This is a genomic window from Lentibacillus sp. L22 (assembly GCF_040812445.1).
Lineage (GTDB): Bacteria > Bacillota > Bacilli > Bacillales > Amphibacillaceae > Lentibacillus_C > Lentibacillus_C daqui.
In genome coordinates this window covers 1-17,375 of record NZ_JBFNXI010000010.1, presented here as the reverse complement: position 1 = coordinate 17,375, position 17,375 = coordinate 1, and the positions used below count along the sequence as shown (strand labels likewise).

At 40.8% G+C, this 17,375-nt stretch carries 15 protein-coding genes; all 15 read right to left on the bottom strand.

Features of this window, described 5'->3' with window-relative positions:
• Positions 1–183: 183 nt before the first annotated feature.
• On the bottom strand, positions 184–702 hold the full coding sequence (locus ABRT01_RS06980) for an acyltransferase (RefSeq protein WP_269411835.1): 519 nt from the start codon (positions 700–702) through the stop codon (positions 184–186).
• Positions 703–705: 3 nt separating this feature from the next.
• A complete protein-coding gene (gene ppaX, locus ABRT01_RS06975) occupies positions 706–1,344 on the bottom strand; it encodes a pyrophosphatase PpaX (protein WP_367746697.1) in 639 nt (212 codons plus the stop codon).
• 36 nt (positions 1,345–1,380) lie between these two features.
• Complete coding sequence (gene lgt, locus ABRT01_RS06970) at positions 1,381–2,220, bottom strand: prolipoprotein diacylglyceryl transferase (RefSeq protein ID WP_367746696.1); 840 nt, start codon at positions 2,218–2,220, stop codon at positions 1,381–1,383.
• An 11-nt stretch (positions 2,221–2,231) separates the two neighbouring features.
• On the bottom strand, positions 2,232–3,167 hold the full coding sequence (gene hprK, locus ABRT01_RS06965) for an HPr(Ser) kinase/phosphatase (RefSeq protein ID WP_269411832.1): 936 nt from the start codon (positions 3,165–3,167) through the stop codon (positions 2,232–2,234).
• A 368-nt stretch (positions 3,168–3,535) separates the two neighbouring features.
• Positions 3,536–3,892 (bottom strand): phage holin family protein, encoded by a 357-nt coding sequence (locus tag ABRT01_RS06960; protein WP_269411831.1) that lies wholly within the window; start codon positions 3,890–3,892, stop codon positions 3,536–3,538.
• Positions 3,892–4,089, bottom strand: a complete 198-nt coding sequence (locus ABRT01_RS06955) for a PspC domain-containing protein (RefSeq protein ID WP_269411830.1) — start codon at positions 4,087–4,089, stop codon at positions 3,892–3,894. The genes ABRT01_RS06960 and ABRT01_RS06955 overlap by 1 nt, the downstream gene beginning before the upstream one ends.
• A gap of 141 nt (positions 4,090–4,230) precedes the next feature.
• A complete protein-coding gene (bshB2, locus tag ABRT01_RS06950; RefSeq protein WP_367746695.1) occupies positions 4,231–4,896 on the bottom strand; it encodes a bacillithiol biosynthesis deacetylase BshB2 in 666 nt (221 codons plus the stop codon).
• Between the two features lie 28 nt (positions 4,897–4,924).
• A complete protein-coding gene (locus tag ABRT01_RS06945) occupies positions 4,925–5,275 on the bottom strand; it encodes a YojF family protein (RefSeq protein WP_269411828.1) in 351 nt (116 codons plus the stop codon).
• 154 nt (positions 5,276–5,429) lie between these two features.
• The gene (uvrA, locus tag ABRT01_RS06940; RefSeq protein WP_367746694.1) at positions 5,430–8,306 is read right to left on the bottom strand and encodes an excinuclease ABC subunit UvrA; all 2,877 of its coding nucleotides are present in this window, start codon (positions 8,304–8,306) and stop codon (positions 5,430–5,432) included.
• A 288-nt stretch (positions 8,307–8,594) separates the two neighbouring features.
• On the bottom strand, positions 8,595–10,580 hold the full coding sequence (gene uvrB / locus ABRT01_RS06935; protein ID WP_269411826.1) for an excinuclease ABC subunit UvrB: 1,986 nt from the start codon (positions 10,578–10,580) through the stop codon (positions 8,595–8,597).
• A 176-nt stretch (positions 10,581–10,756) separates the two neighbouring features.
• Positions 10,757–11,974, bottom strand: coding sequence for a PDZ domain-containing protein (locus ABRT01_RS06930; RefSeq protein ID WP_367746693.1), 1,218 nt, complete (start codon positions 11,972–11,974; stop codon positions 10,757–10,759).
• Between the two features lie 150 nt (positions 11,975–12,124).
• Entirely contained in the window at positions 12,125–13,579 is a 1,455-nt protein-coding gene (locus ABRT01_RS06925; protein WP_367746691.1) for a S41 family peptidase, read from the bottom strand.
• A gap of 259 nt (positions 13,580–13,838) precedes the next feature.
• Positions 13,839–15,215, bottom strand: a complete 1,377-nt coding sequence (locus tag ABRT01_RS06920) for a murein hydrolase activator EnvC family protein (protein WP_367746688.1) — start codon at positions 15,213–15,215, stop codon at positions 13,839–13,841.
• A gap of 140 nt (positions 15,216–15,355) precedes the next feature.
• On the bottom strand, positions 15,356–16,249 hold the full coding sequence (gene ftsX, locus ABRT01_RS06915; RefSeq protein ID WP_367746686.1) for a permease-like cell division protein FtsX: 894 nt from the start codon (positions 16,247–16,249) through the stop codon (positions 15,356–15,358).
• Positions 16,239–16,925, bottom strand: a complete 687-nt coding sequence (gene ftsE / locus ABRT01_RS06910; RefSeq protein WP_269411822.1) for a cell division ATP-binding protein FtsE — start codon at positions 16,923–16,925, stop codon at positions 16,239–16,241. The genes ftsX and ftsE overlap by 11 nt, the downstream gene beginning before the upstream one ends.
• Between the last annotated feature and the right edge of the window lie 450 nt (positions 16,926–17,375).

The window sequence follows — 17,375 nt, the reverse complement described above, 5'->3', positions numbered from 1 at the left end:
TCGAATACGGAGAAGTTCATATATAGCAAATAAAAAAACCACAAATCACATCAATGAATATTATCTACCCATTGATGGTTTGCGGTTTCTCCGTTTTCTCCGTCCAATTTATTAACTTAAATGTATCGTAACATATATTAGGTGTTTTGGAAAGAGGATTACTCACATAATTGATATTGTTTTTTAGGTTTCATCTTCCATCTGTCGTTGTTCCATTTCTTCTTTTGTATAAATCAGCTGCATGGGGTTACCGCCAACAAACGCGCCGGCAGGAACATTTTTATTTACAAGTGTTCCCGCCGATACAATTGCATGATCCCCAATTGTAACACCTGGCAATATGGTCGTATTCGCGCCGATCATTACCTCGTCACCAATAGTTACCTTACCAATCCGATATTCCTTAATCAGATACTCATGTGCCAATATCGTTGTATTATAACCAATGACAGAATTTGAACCTACTGTTATCTTTTCCGGGAACATAATATCTGGCATAACCATTAATGCAAAAGCGGTTTGTCGCCCAACAGACATATGTAAAAATGTACGATACAGCCAATTTTTCATTGCCAAAAATGGTGTATAGCGGGCTGTTTGAATGACGATAAAATTTTTGACAACCTTCCAAAAAGGCACCGTCCGATAAATTTGCCATAGGGAATTAGCATGTTTAACCGGATAACGCTTGGTATTCCGCATGGGTCACACCCCAATGATCGTTAACAGATCCCTGATATCATCAAGTATATAAGTTGGATTATATTCCAGCATTTTTTCCCTTCCCTTTAATGACCATGCGACCGCCGCCGTTTGCACACCAGCATGCTGACCAGCCTCGATATCATGCGAATTATCTCCAACCATTAACGTCGATTCTCTTTGTGCACCCAGCCGCTTCATGGCCATGATAACAGGTTCTGGATGTGGTTTCGCATGGGTTACATCATCAAGTGTAATCGTTACATCAAAGAATGGTTCCAGAGCCGTTAATTTTACTCCTTTTTCTACGGATTGAAATCTTTTCGTTGTTACAATCCCCAGTTTTAGACCGTGCTCTTTAAGTTGTTTTATTGTCTCCGCCACATGAGGGAAGGCTGTTACATAATCGTCATGGTGCAGTAAATTATGTTCACGATACGTATCAATCATGGCAGCCACTTGTTCCGCCGGTACCAAGCTCGCAAAGGATTCATTCAATGGCGGTCCGATAAATTCAATCGTCTGCTCCCGGGTTATCGCCATTCCATAATGCTTGAATGTATGTTGAAAAGAAGCAATAATTAATTCATTTGTATCAATTAATGTTCCATCCAAATCAAAAAGTATTGTATCCATATTCATTCACTTGTTCCCTCGCTTTTGCTGTAATCTGGTCAATTATTTCTTTCTTGAAGGCAATTTCGTTCCATCGTAATGATATTTGGCCATCCCGGATTTCCGTCGGTAAAAGATTAAGACAATACCGACCACAATAATTACGACAGAGATAACTTGCGCAGCTCGTATACCCTCGGAAACCAGACTATCCGTCCGCATTCCTTCCACAAAAAATCTGCCGACCGAGTATGTCATGGCATAGGCAAGGAATACTTCGCCACGCGCCGGGTTTCTTCTGCGCAGCCATAGTAAAAATAAAAACACGAGTATATCCCAGACAGATTCATAAAGAAAGGTGGGGTGATACATGACGCCATCGATACACATCTGATTCATAATAAAATCTGGCAAATATTCATGAAAATGATGATAAGCAGCCTCCGATATTGGTCCGCCATGTGCCTCTTGATTCATAAAGTTGCCCCAGCGCCCGATTGCCTGTCCCAGGATAAGGCTTGGGGCCGCAATGTCCGCCAACTGCCAGAAGGATACCTTTTTTACTCGGGAAAATATTATTGCTGTCAGTACGGCACCAATCAATGCCCCATGAATGGCGATTCCACCATTCCAAATGGCGAACACACCCCACCAGGGTCCATCTTTATACTGATCCCATTCAAAAACGACATAATAGATACGGGCACAAATAATGGCAATTGGAATAGCAAAGACAACCAAATCGACCATAATATCTTTTTTTAACCCAAGACGGTTTGCTTCTCTGGTGGCCAACCATAATCCAATAAATGCTCCAGCAGCAATAATAACGCCATACCAATAAATTGGAAATGATCCAACGTGTATAAACACACGATCAAGTGTCGGTGCATCACAAGTCAAAAAAACCCCTCCTATTCCGTTGCATCTTTTTCTTGATCAATCATGGTTGTTAGGCGCTCGGAAAATTCTTCTGCTGCATTAAATCCCATTTTTTTTAAACGGTAATTCATGGCAGCTACTTCAATAATCACAGCAAGGTTCCTTCCCGGTCTGACTGGGATCGTTGCTTTTGGAAGCTCCACATCCATAATTTTCATTTTCTCTTCGTCAAGACCAAGTCGATCATATTGCTTTTCCTCATCCCACGATTCCAGGTTGATGATAAGTGAGATTTTTTTATAATTGCGTACTGCCCCTGCACCAAACAATGTCATTACATTTATGATGCCCAATCCGCGAATTTCCAGTAAGTGTTCAATTAATGGCGGGGAATTACCAATTAACCTATCATAATCTTCCTGGCGTATTTCTACACTGTCATCAGCGACCAGTCGATGTCCACGTTTAACTAATTCCAATGCGGTTTCACTCTTTCCTACCCCGCTTTGACCCGTGATCAACACGCCGACTCCATAGATGTCAACTAGTACACCATGAATAGCTGTAAATGGGGCATATTTGGCCTCCAGATAATTTGTCAGCCTGCTAATAACCCTGCTCGTTTTCCTGGGTGATTGGAGAATGGGCACACCAAACTCATCGGCTGCATCAAGCATTGGCTGCGGAACATCCATCCCTCTGCTAATTACGATGCCGGGGGTTATGTCCGTACATAACTTGGCCGCCCGATCTTTTTGTTGACTAGTGGTAAGATCTAAATAATAGGCCATTTCCGTCTTGCCTATTAATTGTAAACGTTCTTTGGGATAATACTTAAAATAACCAGTCATTTCAATTCCTGGACGGGAGATATCACTTGTTGGTATTTCCCTATGTATGCCGTCTTTCCCCGCTACAAGCGTTAAATTAAAATTCTCTAATAGATCCTTTGTCCGTACGATTTCCATGTTTTTGTCCTCCAGTTCGGGTACAAAGTAAAACCTGGCTGTTCAAAAATCTTGCAGAATAGCCGTTATCAATATCAGACTCTTTTTTTAAGCATCAGCGTAACTTTCCCATATGCACGCTGTTTAATCGAATTACTGCTTTTTATCGCTGTGTAACTGGCTGTAAGACTCTCACTTCAAGAATAGAGAAAATATGAAAATTCTAAGTGAGAGATCCAACAGCCAGTAACGGCCTGATTGGTTCAACTAACCTTCAGTGGGGGGGAAAAGAAAACCCCACTGAAGGAAGTTTCACTTTATTGTAGCATATTTTCATTAATGAGTAACAAAAAATCACAGGTATGAACCTGTGATGATTTGCACCTATATTAACGTATCGTATCTTTTACCAACTGATTCAACAAAAGGTTTAGGATGGAAATAATAATAGAGGCAATAACAGCTGTGCCAAATCCTTCAATAACAAACGAGGCATCCATCAGCCCTTGCGTAATCATTAATGTAATCGCATTAATCACAAACAAAAACAATCCCAGCGATAAGACTGTAATTGGCAAGGTGAAAATAATCAAAATTGGTTTTACGATCACATTTAAAATGGATAAAATAACACTTGCCAGAAGTGCTGTACCGAATCCCTCCAAATGAAAAGAATCAAACAGCTGCGCTACTACGATGAGTGCTACCGCATTCAAGAAGACGGACAATATCCACCGCAAAAACATTAATACACCTCACCATCATTGGGCATAATGAAAACAGCTAGCAAATAGATCAGGGTTAAAGTAAAGAAACTCGTTATGAGCAAAATAACAAATGCCAGCCTGACAATAGTCGAATCAATATTAAAGTATTCGGCTATTCCGCCCAAAACACCAGCAACTTTACGGTCTCTAATCGATCTTGTTAAACGTTTGGGCATGGTATTCTCTCCCTTATCTTCGTATTCCATTCTTTTTCTATTATATTCATCATACGACATTCATAAAGCTAAATGTTACTCTTTTTATAAAATATCCCCGCCTTTTTGTTGGCAGGGATTATATAAATGGATGATGTCAAACTAATAGTTCCAAATAAAAAATCGCTCTTTTCCCATTGATCTTTTAGCGATTTCCGATATATCTGTTGCTGTACTCTGATTGTCATGAAATTGTGCCAGTACACCATTCGCCTGTGATTTGTGCGACATAATTGCAGCCATTTTTTCATTGATTACATCTGTCACATCATTGTTGATGTCTGGCTTGCCAAGTTCATCGTAATAGTTATTGGATATTGCCTGAGCCCAAACAACCGGTCGTTTGGCTTCATCCATTTGCCGGACTGCTTCCACAGCTGCTGCACCCATTGCATTATGATCTGGATGTACAGCATAACCGGGATAATGGGTAATGACTAGGCTTGGCTCGATTTCCTCCAGAATTCCTTTCACATGTCCCGCTATCTGTTGGCGATCCTCAAATTCAACCGTTTTATCCCGGTAGCCTAGCATTCGCAAATCCATATCCAGTTCCTTACATGCAGCAATCAATTCTTCTTTGCGTATATCTGGTAATGTTTCCCGATTGGCAAATGTCGGATTCCCCATATTGCGACCCATTTCACCTAGCGTCCCACATAAATAGGTAACAGGTACACCCTGTTTTCGAAACTTGGTGATGGTTCCCGCTGCACCAAATGATTCATCATCTGGGTGCGGGTAAATTACTACGACATGTTTTTCCATGTTTTTCACCCTTTCTTTGAACACGCTCTTACTGACGAAATGGTGTTTCGCTTAATTCCAGCGCAACCATGAGCCGACCTTCTCGATCATGACCCGCCAAAAGTAATTGATGATCATGAATGGTCCAGTCGGTTAACCCTTCTGCATAAATCCAGCCAATCTCCATCTTCAACCCTGCTCGATATGATTGACCATTACCAACAAGCTTAGCTTGCGAAAATTTAACTTTTGCGTTACGAATATATGCACCAACGGTATAAGCCTTCTCATTTACATGACTTGCATAGGCACCGTTCGTTGTTTCCAAATGAATATAAACCTCTTTATCTTTTAAACGGTCCAAGTGTTGTTGTACTGCATCCATTTCTATCGGCTTCATCCGGCTACTCCTCCTTACAACCTCTTCTTTTACATTACAGAAAAGGATAAAGCACGTCAAAAATTTTGCCCAAGCTATTCCTTGTTAGTTTACGAACGATTTGAAAGGCAAATAACAACAGCAAGCCCCGAAGCCGGGTTTGCTGTTGTTAGTTTTATTTTGAAGCCACTTTTTCCTTTTCTCTAAGCATTGTTTCCATCCGTTTGCGGTCACGTTCCAGAATCGGCCGTAAATAGCGTCCTGTGTACGATTCTTCCGTTTCTGCTATTTGTTCCGGAGTTCCGGTGGCAATAATTTCACCGCCACGGTCACCACCTTCAGGTCCAAGATCAATAATATGATCAGCCGTTTTAATGACATCCAGGTTGTGTTCAATGATTAATACGGTATCCCCATTGTCAACCAATCGTTGCAAAACACTCAACAATCGCTTAATGTCAGCAACATGAAGACCTGTTGTCGGTTCATCCAGGATATAAAATGACTTACCATTCGAACGGCGATGCAATTCACTGGCAAGTTTGACCCGTTGTGCTTCCCCGCCGGATAATGTTGTTGCCGGCTGACCGAGTTTGACATAACCAAGACCAACATCATCAATCGTTTCCAGCTTGCGTTTTATTTTGGGGATGTTGGCAAAAAAGTCCAATGCCTCTTCAATGGTCATATCCAGCACATCGGCAATGCTCTTGCCTTTATATTTCACTTCTAATGTTTCCCGGTTATACCGTTTACCGTGACACACTTCACATGGTACATACACATCAGGCAAAAAGTGCATTTCAATTTTAATAATGCCATCACCGCGGCATGCTTCACAGCGACCGCCTTTGACATTAAAACTGAACCGTCCTTTTTTGTACCCCCGGATTTTTGCTTCATTCGTCTGGGCGAACACATCACGAATATCATCAAACACACCCGTATATGTTGCCGGATTGGAACGAGGAGTTCGACCAATTGGTGATTGATCAATATCGATGACCTTTTCGATATTATTTATCCCTTTGATCTTTTGATGCTTTCCAGGTTTAAGCTTGGCTTTATTCAATTGTTTCGCCAATGATTTATATAAAATTTCGTTTACCAACGTACTTTTTCCCGAACCGGAAACACCAGTAACAACGGTCATTAATCCAATTGGGAATTTCGCTGCGACATTTTTCAGGTTGTTTTCCTGTGCACCAACAACCTCAATGTTTTTTTTGGTTGGTTTCCGCCGTTTCAATGGAACAGAAACAAATTTTTCACCGGACAAATAGTTGCCAGTCAGGGACTTTTTGTTCTTCATTACCTTTTCCGGTGTTCCGCTTGCAACAATCTCGCCGCCATGATCCCCTGCACCCGGACCAATATCAATCAGCCAATCTGCGGCAAGCATCGTATCCTCATCATGTTCCACCACAATTAATGTATTATCCAAATCCCGCATTTGCTTTAACGTTCCAATTAATCGGTCATTATCCCGTTGATGTAACCCAATCGATGGTTCATCCAATACGTATAACACACCTGTTAACGCGGAACCAATTTGTGTAGCCAGGCGAATCCGCTGAGCTTCTCCGCCTGACAAAGTTCCGGCAGCACGTGACAATGTTAAATAATCCAGACCTACATTGTTCAAGAAGGTCAGCCGATTACTAATTTCTTTTAAAATCATCCGGGCAATTTTTTCTTCCTTTTCCGTTAACTCCAGTGTGCCAAAGAATTGACTTGCCTCGGTAATCGAAAAATCGGTAACCTGACTGATATGAAGGCCATTAATCAATACGGCAAGTGCTTCTTCCTTTAGCCGGTATCCATGACACGTCGGACAATCTTTGTGGGTCATGTATTTTTCCAATGTTTCTCGAATGAAGTCTGACGATGTCTCCCTATATCGTCGGGCAATATTGTTTACGACCCCTTCAAACATAATTTCGTTATCACGAACTTTACCAAAATCATTGACAAAATGGAAATGGATGCGTTCTTTGCCACTGCCATATAAAATAATGTCCATTTGCTGTTTGGACAAATTTTTCACCGGTACATCCATATCAATTCCATAATGGGTACAAACACTTTTCAAAAGCTGGGGATAATATTGCGAACTAATTGGTTCCCAGGCGGCGATAGCATGTTCATTCAGTGTTTTCTCCCAATCCGGAATAACCAGATCGATGTCAACAACCAAATTGGTTCCCAAACCATCACAGGTTGGGCAGGCACCATAGGGACTGTTGAATGAAAATAAACGTGGTTCCAGTTCACTGATGGAGAAACCGCAAATCGGGCAGGCATGGTTTTCACTGAATTTAAGTTCTTCGTCACCGATAACATCAACAATAATGTTTCCTTCCCCAAGTTCCAGTGCTGTTTCAATCGAATCACTAAGTCTCCCGGCCACGCCATCTTTTACAACAATCCGATCAACAACAACCTCAATGGAATGTTTTTTATTCTTTTCCAATTTAAATTCATCAGCAACTTCCCGCATCTCACCGTCTACGCGAATCCGTACATAACCTTCTTGTTTTAGTTGTTCAAAGATTTTCACATGTTCCCCTTTGCGACCGGAAACAACTGGTGCCAATATCTGCATTTTGGTACGCTCTGGGTATTCCAAAATCCGATCAACCATTTGTTGTACGGTTTGCGAGCTGATTTCGATTCCGTGCTTTGGACAGGTTGGCCGTCCTACCCGGGCAAACAGCAAGCGCAAGTAATCATAAATTTCCGTAACAGTTCCGACCGTCGACCGTGGATTCCGGCTGGTTGTTTTTTGATCAATGGAAATGGCCGGAGAAAGCCCTTCAATGGCATCCACATCCGGTTTGTCCATTTGTCCCAGGAATTGTCTGGCATATGCCGATAATGATTCCACATAACGACGCTGACCTTCAGCATAGATCGTGTCAAAGGCAAGCGATGATTTTCCGGATCCGGATAGGCCGGTCAGAACGACAAGTTTGTTCTTTGGAATAGAAATGTCGATGTTTTTTAAATTATGTGCTCTGGCACCTTTTATTTGTATAGCTTTACTAGGCATGATGAACTCGTCATCCTTCCATTTTAATTATAGAAAAGAAGCATAAAAATTTGCGCTCTACTCTGCTTGGGACAAGGCGAGCCCCGTCCGGCTCCAGCACCCAGCGGCTAGTGTGCTTCCTTCACCTTCGTACGATAAGTCAACATCGACTCGGGGTAAAGGAAGGCCGACTAAAAACGGCCTTTGCGGCCAACGTCGGCATACCCCTTTTGCAGAGGCATGTTTCCTTTATCTCCTACGGTTCAGTCCAGCACATACGCCGCTAACCGGGTGCTTACGCCTTTGTTCTTATGATACTTCTGCTTTTAGCTCCAGTACAATATCGCGCAGTTCTGCGGCCCTTTCAAAATCAAGCGCTTTGGCAGCTTCTTTCATTTCTTTTTCCATATTCTCGATTGCCTTTTCCTTGTCTTTCTTAGGCAATTTTGTCAGGTTGGTTCCCTCTGCGTTATATGTTTCCTGATCTTCCGCAGCAACTGTAGCCTGAATAACATCACGTACTTCTTTGCGAATCGTTTTCGGTGTAATATGATGTTCTTTATTATACGCCATTTGTTTTTCACGGCGACGATTCGTTTCATCAATGGCAGCCTGCATGGAATTGGTAATGTTATCGGCATACATCACTACCATACCATTTTCGTTTCTGGCTGCCCGCCCCATGGTTTGAATCAGAGAACGCTCTGACCGTAAAAATCCTTCTTTATCAGCATCCAAAATAGCTACAAGCGATACTTCAGGTATGTCTAGTCCTTCACGTAACAAGTTAATGCCAACGAGAACATCGTATTTACCCACACGCAAATCACGAATAATTTCAATTCGCTCCAGTGTCTTAATCTCCGAATGCAGGTAAGCAACTTTGATCCCGATTTCCTTTAAATAATCGGTCAAATCCTCCGACATTTTCTTGGTCAGCGTTGTCACAAGCACCCGTTCATTACGTTCAGCCCGGGTATTAATTTCGCCAATTAAATCATCAATTTGTCCCTTAATCGGACGCACCTTAATTTCTGGATCCAAAAGTCCTGTTGGTCGAATGATCTGCTCGGTCACAACCGATGAGTGTTCCATTTCATATGGCCCAGGGGTTGCTGATACAAAAATGAGTTGGTTGGACAGCTTTTCGAATTCTTCAAATGTCAACGGCCGGTTATCGAGCGCTGATGGAAGACGGAATCCATGATCAATTAAAACCTGTTTCCTTGCTCTGTCTCCGTTATACATTCCTCTGATTTGCGGTAATGTAACATGGGATTCATCAATAATGGTTAAATAGTCCTCGGGAAAATAATCAAGCAATGTGTATGGTGTTGATCCAGGTTCCCGCAATGCCAAATGACGGGAGTAGTTTTCAATACCGGAGCAAAAACCCATCTCCTGCATCATTTCAAGATCATAGTTGGTTCGCTGCTCCAGACGCTGTGCTTCCAGCAATTTATTGTCATCACGTAATTCTTTTAAACGTTCGTCCAGTTCTTGTCGGATACTTTCCATAGCCATTTTCAGTTTTCCTTCACGGGTTACATAGTGGGACGCCGGGAAAATAGCAACATGTTCCCGATCCCCAATGATTTCACCAGTCAAGGCATCGACCTCGCGAATACGGTCAATCTCATCACCGAAGAATTCAATACGCAGACAATGCTCTTCATGCGATGCGGGGATAACTTCGACGGAATCACCACGCACGCGAAATGTCCCACGTTTAAAGTCAATATCATTTCTGGCATATTGGATATCAACCAATTCACGTAATAATTGATCGCGGTCTTTTTCCATACCCATGCGCAATGATAATACCTGACTGCCATATTCGTCCGGGGACCCCAAACCAAATATGCATGATACACTGGCAACAATTAAAACATCATTTCGTTCAAATAATGCCGACGTTGCAGAGTGTCGCAATTTATCTATTTCATCATTTATACTTGCATCTTTTTCAATAAATGTATCAGATGATGGGACATATGCCTCTGGTTGATAGTAATCATAAAAACTGACAAAGTACTCTACTGCGTTGTTCGGGAAATATTCCTTAAACTCACTGTATAGCTGCCCTGCCAAAGTTTTATTATGGGCAATAACCAGTGTCGGACGATTGATTTCCTTGATTACATTGGATGCCGTAAATGTTTTCCCTGTACCCGTCGCCCCAAGTAAAGTCTGATGCCGTTGACCAGCCAGTATTTTTTGCACTAATTCTTCAATAGCTTTTGGCTGATCACCCTGTGGCTCATAGTTCGCCACCAGATCAAACTGATTTTCCATAAGGCAAGCCTCCGATCTATATTCTCTCTCATTAGTTTACCATAGATATTTAATTATTTTAACATACAAACGAACGAGTATTCGATTTTTTTGCTTAAGAAGTTTAATATTAGTATTTCCAACCTGAGGATATACCAGTCATGAACATGTGCCTATCAAGGTTTATGACATGGATTCTATTCTTGCTTCACATTCGAGTCTTTATTTCTCTTTCTCTCAGACAGCCGATATTTTTCTTTGGCAAACAAAATTCCCAATTCATGATGATCGTGCTGATAAAAGGCGTGTTGTACAAAACGAATCTCTCCGCCATCGTCAATTACGTCCATTTTGAAGTATGCACCACTAGTCTGTAATGCACGATAAAAGTCGGCCACTTGATTGACACGTTGGCCATTAACCTTATAAATCGTCTCCCCGGTTAACACACCAACTTGGTCAGCCGGCGAACCAGGAATGACTCCCAACACCTTTAATCCATTTTTCTCCATATGAAAATATGGATTGCTTTTATTATCATATACTTGGTGTTTATAACGAATATATTCTCTGCCCAAAATAGCTATAATAACAGCAGTAAGTGACAGCCATGTAATAACTAAACTCCCCACAGCAAGTAATAATACCAATACACCAAGCATCCCAATGGAAGTGGCCAATTTTCTTTTTGCCTGATAAGGGGGATGTCCTTTTACAATATGATCAAACCCAAGTAGAAAAGGCACCAGTAATAGACTATACGAGTCTGCGCCAATTGAAATAGTCGGCCAAAATGAAGCAAATGGGGTAATCGCCCCGGAAGGTATTAATACAAAGAATGGGATGATGCTCATTTTTTTCAAGTGGTGTTGCCCTACCCACTTACCACGTTTGCTCATTACCAGCTCGGGAAATGATTCATTTCGATTTACATGGTTCACCTGGATCCCTTCGACCAATAACAATAACCCCAATAAAAGCGCTAATCCGGTGAAATTTACAGCCGAAAATAAATCGTTGCCGTGAATGAACGGGATTTCGTCCGTTAGCAGGGGAATAAATAATAGCAATAAAAACGTTATTCCAATAGTGTAACTTGGAGAAAGATAGGTGAATTTTAATGCGACACTAAGCACAATACTTACCAGACTTAATAGAATAACAGTCTCATAAGAAAAGATTACTCCCAACCCTAAACATACTACGGAAACAACCAAACCGGATACAAGCGATATCCGCCATGTGTTTTGCCATTCCGCAAACACATCAAATACTTTTATACCAAAATTGCTTCGTTCCTTTTTGACTCTGGATATTCCACTTAAAACAACTAGTATAACCGCCCAATACAGAAGCGGATTTAAAAACAATTTGCCAATTCCCTTGACCAATTCGAATAACCATGCTTCAGCCAATTTAATCACCTTCTTCACATAACAATTATGTACGTCTTTTCAAGCATGTCAACTGGCATTATTTCTGTTTTGTACATACTCCTTTTATTTTACCATGATACGATATTTTGAACACAACAAATCCGCGGGCTTTTCCGCGGATTTGCTATCTTATTTATACAGTTCCTGCAAGGCCTTTTTCATTTGCTGATCGTCATCACCTTCGCGAATATGATCAATAATTTGTGCTTCAATCAGTTCTGCGGTTTTTTCATCAACCTTGCCTGTTTGTTTTAAATCGTTGTCCTGTTGAAACGCCTTGACTGCTTGCTCTGTCTGTTTATTAAAGTATCCATCATCACGGCCAGTATCATAGTTCAATCCCGATAACATGATTTGTATGTTCTTAATGTTTTCACCCGTATGGTTGTAGGCAAGTGGTTTTTTGACCTTGATCGGGTTTGAATAAAAATAATTTGGCTGCTTTTCCTTAATCGTTGGCTCAACTCCTTTGTCGTGAATCCAATTTCCTTTAGGGGAAAGCCATTTATAAAAGGTTAGTTTAATGGTGCTTCCATCCCCCATAGGAACTGCTTGTTGCACGGTTCCTTTTCCGAAGCTTTTCGTTCCCACGACATCATATCCAGCCTCTTTCATCGCCACCGCCAGAATTTCCGAAGCTGAGGCACTCCCCTCATCAACTATAACACTAATTGGGTAATCTTTTTTCTTTTTCAGATCTGAGTAATATGGTGTCTTTTCACCATTTTGATCCTCAATCTGGACATATGGCAGGTCTTTCGGAATGAACATTTTCAAAATATCCTGGACTGCATCGAATAATCCGCCGGGGTTACCCCGAACATCAATAACCAGACCCTCGATTCCCTGCTTTTCCAGTTTCGTTAATTGCTCATCAAATTCCTTCGCTGTATTCTCCGAGAATGTGGTAATTTCTAGTATGCCGGTTTTTTTTCCGTTCATTTTCTTAACATCCGCATTCACGGTCTCAACGGGGATGTCATCACGTACAAGGGTTACATCAAACGGGTCAGAAACACCGGGTCGTTGTACTTTCAAGACAACTTTGGAACCTTTCTTCCCGCGTATTTTTTCCACGGCTTCATATAGTTCCAATCCTTCGACACTCTCATCATTCACCTTTAAAACCTGATCATTAGGTCGTAATCCAGCATCTTCAGCAGGTGAATCTTTGATCGGAGCGATGATGGTGACCTTTCCATTTTTCAAGCTTACTTCAGCACCAATACCCTCAAAAGATGATTCTATGGTTTCGTTAAAGCCTTTCATCGTTTCGGCATCCATATATGTACTGTAAGGGTCATCCAATGTTTTTAGCATTCCCTTAACAGCGCCGTCAATTAAATCTTGATCCTTTACATCCTCTAAATAATTCTCTTTAATTAATTGAAAAGCCTGTTCCACTTTATCCATATTTTCCGGTACTTCGGTATTTCCATCTGCAGTAGATGGCGTGTCCAAATTGGTTTCGCTATTTTCCTTCGCCTGATGCGGTTGTGCCAGTTTCACTCCTGCAAAACCCCCGACAAAAGCGAGAATAAGCGCTAAAGCTAAAATAAGTATATGCTGTTTTTTAAACTTCATCATCTCACCCCAATTAATCATTTTTGGATTGGTGGTTCTTATCTATAAAATATTAAACATTCTCATGTACATTCGTCAAACAGACTAGCCGACCTATTCTATTAGCGTTCCAAGATTGGCCTGTTCATTTTCCTATCAAAAAAAACATCACACCGTAATGTGCGATGCCTTTAATATATAGCCTATGCTTGATTGAGTCAAATCATGAAATCCACCGATTGGAGCTCGATACAAGTTTTCCAGATTCATAACGAGATGGTTATTGTAAATATGGCATTGGGTCGACACCGCTACGGTAGCTCCATTGTCCCTCATGAACTTCAAAGTGACAATGACTTCCAAACGATTGTCCTGTATTGCCCATTAAACCTATCTGCTGACCAGCGTTAACATGATCACCATAACTAACGGACAAACTTGACATATGTGCATAAACCGTTGTCAGGTTAAGATGTGGATGGTAGACATATACCACATTTCCGTAGCTATCCGAACGCTCAGCCCGGGTTACGGTACCCGATTCAGAAGCATGGATTGGTGTACCAGTAGAATTGGCAATATCGACGCCGTAGTGATAGCCAAAACTTCTCGCTCCGTAGCCTGATGATAGCCGTCCGTTTGCCGGCCACGCTAATTTGCCACTACCACCAGTTTGGATGTTTTCAGAGCTGCTGCTCTTACTGGTATTACTGCTAGTACTCGTTGTATTTGCATTTGCACTTGTCCGGGTCTTTTGTGCCTTTTCTTGTTCTTTTGCTTTGGCCCTTCGCTCTTCTGCCTGTTTTTCCAATTTGGCCTTTTGATCAGCGGCGGATTTTTTGTCTTGTTCAATCGCTTGGGCCTGTTGATCCATTACCCGTTCCTGCTCTTCCAAACTCATTTTGTAATCTTCCAGTTCATCGTGTTCTTTTTCGAGCTTCTTCATCATTTTTTTCTTCTCGCCCGTTTGTTTATTCAATTTTTTCTTCAGGGATTCCAGTTCCTTTTTTTGCGCCTCTAATGTAGCCTTTTTGTCTTCTACTTCTTTTTTATTCTGTTGAACGTCGGATCGCTTTTTTTCCAATTCCTTTTTATCAGCTTCCAACGCTTCCATAATTCCCTTATCGGAATCCATGATTGTATTAACTACCGATGATCTGCTAATAAAATCGCTAAAGTTTTGTGAGCCAAGAATAACTTCCATATACTTCATATCTCCACCATTTTGTTGAATGGCTCGAAGTCGCTCTTTAAGCAATGCCTCTCGTTCTTTAATACTTGTTTTTAACTTTTCAATTTCTTGTTTCAATTCCTTGATTTGTTCCTTTAGCTGATTGATTTCATTGTTAGTTTCAGCAATTTTATCTTCTTTGGCATTAATTTTGGTTTTTGTATCAGAAAGTTGATCATCCAGCTTATTCAACTGGTCTGTTACATTATCTTGCTTAGACAGATTATCATTCATTTTTTTGTCGGCATCGTTTTTCTTATTGTTTACATCCCCTTGTTTTTCTGTCAGTTCATCTTTTTCTTTTTCCAACTGATTGATCTGATCGTTCACTTCGTCCATTGATTTTGCATGAACAGGACTGATCGCAGAAAAACTTGATCCCAACATGAGGACTCCAGTAAGTATATATGGTGCTACTTTTTTCATCTCGTAAACCCTACCCTTTCTCTCTACAATTGCAACCATTATTCAAAAAGTCACCAAATATCAGCTGTACATTTGTTTTTTTATTTGGCAACTTTTTGATATGTTTTTTCTATTAACATCGGTCTTTAGGACATCTGCTATTAAACTTTCAAGAACTTACGGACACTCATTGTGCTGCCCCAAATTCCAATCACTGCACCAATTAGTAGAATAACAAGTGATAATTCCCAAGCAAACGGGTTAAAAGGTAATAATGTTACAAAGCTAAATGAGATTTTCTGACTAAGAACATTCTCCAGGTAGTAATAACCACCTAAAACAACGGCAATCGGAATTACTGCCCCAAGGATACCTAGTAACATCCCCTCAATGAAAAATGGCCACCGAATGAATCCATTGGTCGCTCCAACCAATTTCATAATGCCGATTTCCTTACTGCGCGCCATAATCGTGAGTTTAATAGTGTTTGAGATTAGGAATATCGCGGTAAATAATAATCCAACAATCAAGATAATCCCAATAGTCCGGGCATATTTGTTAAATTGGAATAATCGCTTGACTACATCCTGGCCATAGTTCACTTCTTGCACACTATCGAACCCGCTGATTTCTTTGGCAACATTGATGGTGTCAACTGGATCTTTTGTTTTGACCACAAACACATGGTTCAGCGGATTATCCTGTTCAAATAACTCCCAAGCGTCTCCTTGTTTTCCCATGCTTTCAATAAGTTCCTTTAACTGTTCATCCTTTGATGAGAACCGGACACTTTCTACCTTGCCAATGTCCTTAATTTCCCCATTCAATTGTTCAATTTGAGCTTTATTTGCTGTGGAGTCAATCAGCACATTAATTTCAACGTCGCCCTCAATGTTATCGGCCATATTATTCAAGTTGAACATTATTGCAAGAAAGGCACCGACCAAAATCAATGTCGTTGTGACGGCACCAACCGAGGCCACTGTCATCCAGCCGTTGCGAAAAATATTTTTAAACCCTTCACGAACATGCCGTCTTAATGTTCTAAATCTCATAGCCGTATTCACCTCGATGTTCGTCTCGTACAATTAAGCCATCTTCTACGGCTATAACACGTTTTTTTAAGGTATTGACGATTTCTTTATTATGCGTAGCCATGATAATGGTCGTACCACGCAAATTGATTTCTTCAAAAATGCGCATAATCCCCCAGGAAGTGTCGGGATCAATATTACCTGTTGGCTCGTCTGCGATCACTATTTTAGGTTGATTGATAATTGCCCGTGCAATAGATACACGCTGCTGCTCCCCACCGGATAGTTCATCCGGAATAAACCTGGCTTTGTTTTTCAATCCAACCATTTCCAGTACTTCCATGACCCGTTTACGAATTGTTTTAGGCGGCTTTTCGATTACTTCCAATGCAAAGGCAACATTTTCATAGACTGTTAGTTTGGGTAACAATTTAAAATCTTGGAAGATCACACCGATGTCACGGCGCAAATAGGGGACTTTTCGTTCTTTTATCTCGGCTATATTTTTATTGTTGATAATGATTAATCCTTCAGAGGGTTTTTCTTCGCGATAGATAAGTTTAACAAAAGTGGATTTCCCTGCACCACTCGGACCGACTATGTAAACAAACTCTCCCATGTCGATCGATACATTAATTCCATTAAGTGCGGTCACACCATTGGAATATGTTTTATATACATCTTTCATCGTTATCATATTTCAAATCACCTTTTAAATTATTTAAATTCGTTTAAGAGGATGTTCAAAAAGTCCGGTAAAAACGACGCTTCGAATTTCGTCGTTGGCTTGCTTTTCCGCTCCTCATGTACCTTTTATGTACACTCCGGTGCTCAAAGCTACGCCGCCTTGAACTTCTCGGTCCTTTTTATCCTCCTTTTTGAACACGCACTTTAAGTTGGGATGTGTGCCGGGGTTCATTATCGGGTAACTTGCAACAGTATTTTATCATACTTTCCATAGTATAACATTTTTCGACGACATTTTTAGGCAAAAAAATATTACATTTTTATTTCAAATGCCATATTTTAATTGTTGTCAATGCTTCATTAGACCTATTTATTAAAAACTTATGAAAAAAATTAAAAAGAGGCTGGGACAAAACTCCAGTAAATAAAAATTAAGGCGTAGGAGCTTACACTAAAAAAG

Excerpts from the sequence above, each read along its gene's own strand:
- ABRT01_RS06980 (WP_269411835.1), bottom strand. The coding sequence starts at position 702 with ATGCGGAATACCAAGCGTTATCCGGTTAAACATGCTAATTCCCTATGG.
- ppaX (WP_367746697.1), bottom strand. The coding sequence starts at position 1,344 with ATGAATATGGATACAATACTTTTTGATTTGGATGGAACATTAATTGAT.
- hprK (WP_269411832.1), bottom strand. The coding sequence starts at position 3,167 with ATGGAAATCGTACGGACAAAGGATCTATTAGAGAATTTTAATTTAACG.
- ABRT01_RS06960 (WP_269411831.1), bottom strand. The coding sequence starts at position 3,892 with ATGTTTTTGCGGTGGATATTGTCCGTCTTCTTGAATGCGGTAGCACTC.
- ABRT01_RS06955 (WP_269411830.1), bottom strand. The coding sequence starts at position 4,089 with ATGCCCAAACGTTTAACAAGATCGATTAGAGACCGTAAAGTTGCTGGT.
- bshB2 (WP_367746695.1), bottom strand. The coding sequence starts at position 4,896 with ATGGAAAAACATGTCGTAGTAATTTACCCGCACCCAGATGATGAATCA.
- ABRT01_RS06945 (WP_269411828.1), bottom strand. The coding sequence starts at position 5,275 with ATGAAGCCGATAGAAATGGATGCAGTACAACAACACTTGGACCGTTTA.
- uvrA (WP_367746694.1), bottom strand. The coding sequence starts at position 8,306 with ATGCCTAGTAAAGCTATACAAATAAAAGGTGCCAGAGCACATAATTTA.
- uvrB (WP_269411826.1), bottom strand. The coding sequence starts at position 10,580 with ATGGAAAATCAGTTTGATCTGGTGGCGAACTATGAGCCACAGGGTGAT.
- ABRT01_RS06925 (WP_367746691.1), bottom strand. The coding sequence starts at position 13,579 with ATGAAGTTTAAAAAACAGCATATACTTATTTTAGCTTTAGCGCTTATT.
- ABRT01_RS06920 (WP_367746688.1), bottom strand. The coding sequence starts at position 15,215 with ATGAAAAAAGTAGCACCATATATACTTACTGGAGTCCTCATGTTGGGA.
- ftsX (WP_367746686.1), bottom strand. The coding sequence starts at position 16,249 with ATGAGATTTAGAACATTAAGACGGCATGTTCGTGAAGGGTTTAAAAAT.
- ftsE (WP_269411822.1), bottom strand. The coding sequence starts at position 16,925 with ATGATAACGATGAAAGATGTATATAAAACATATTCCAATGGTGTGACC.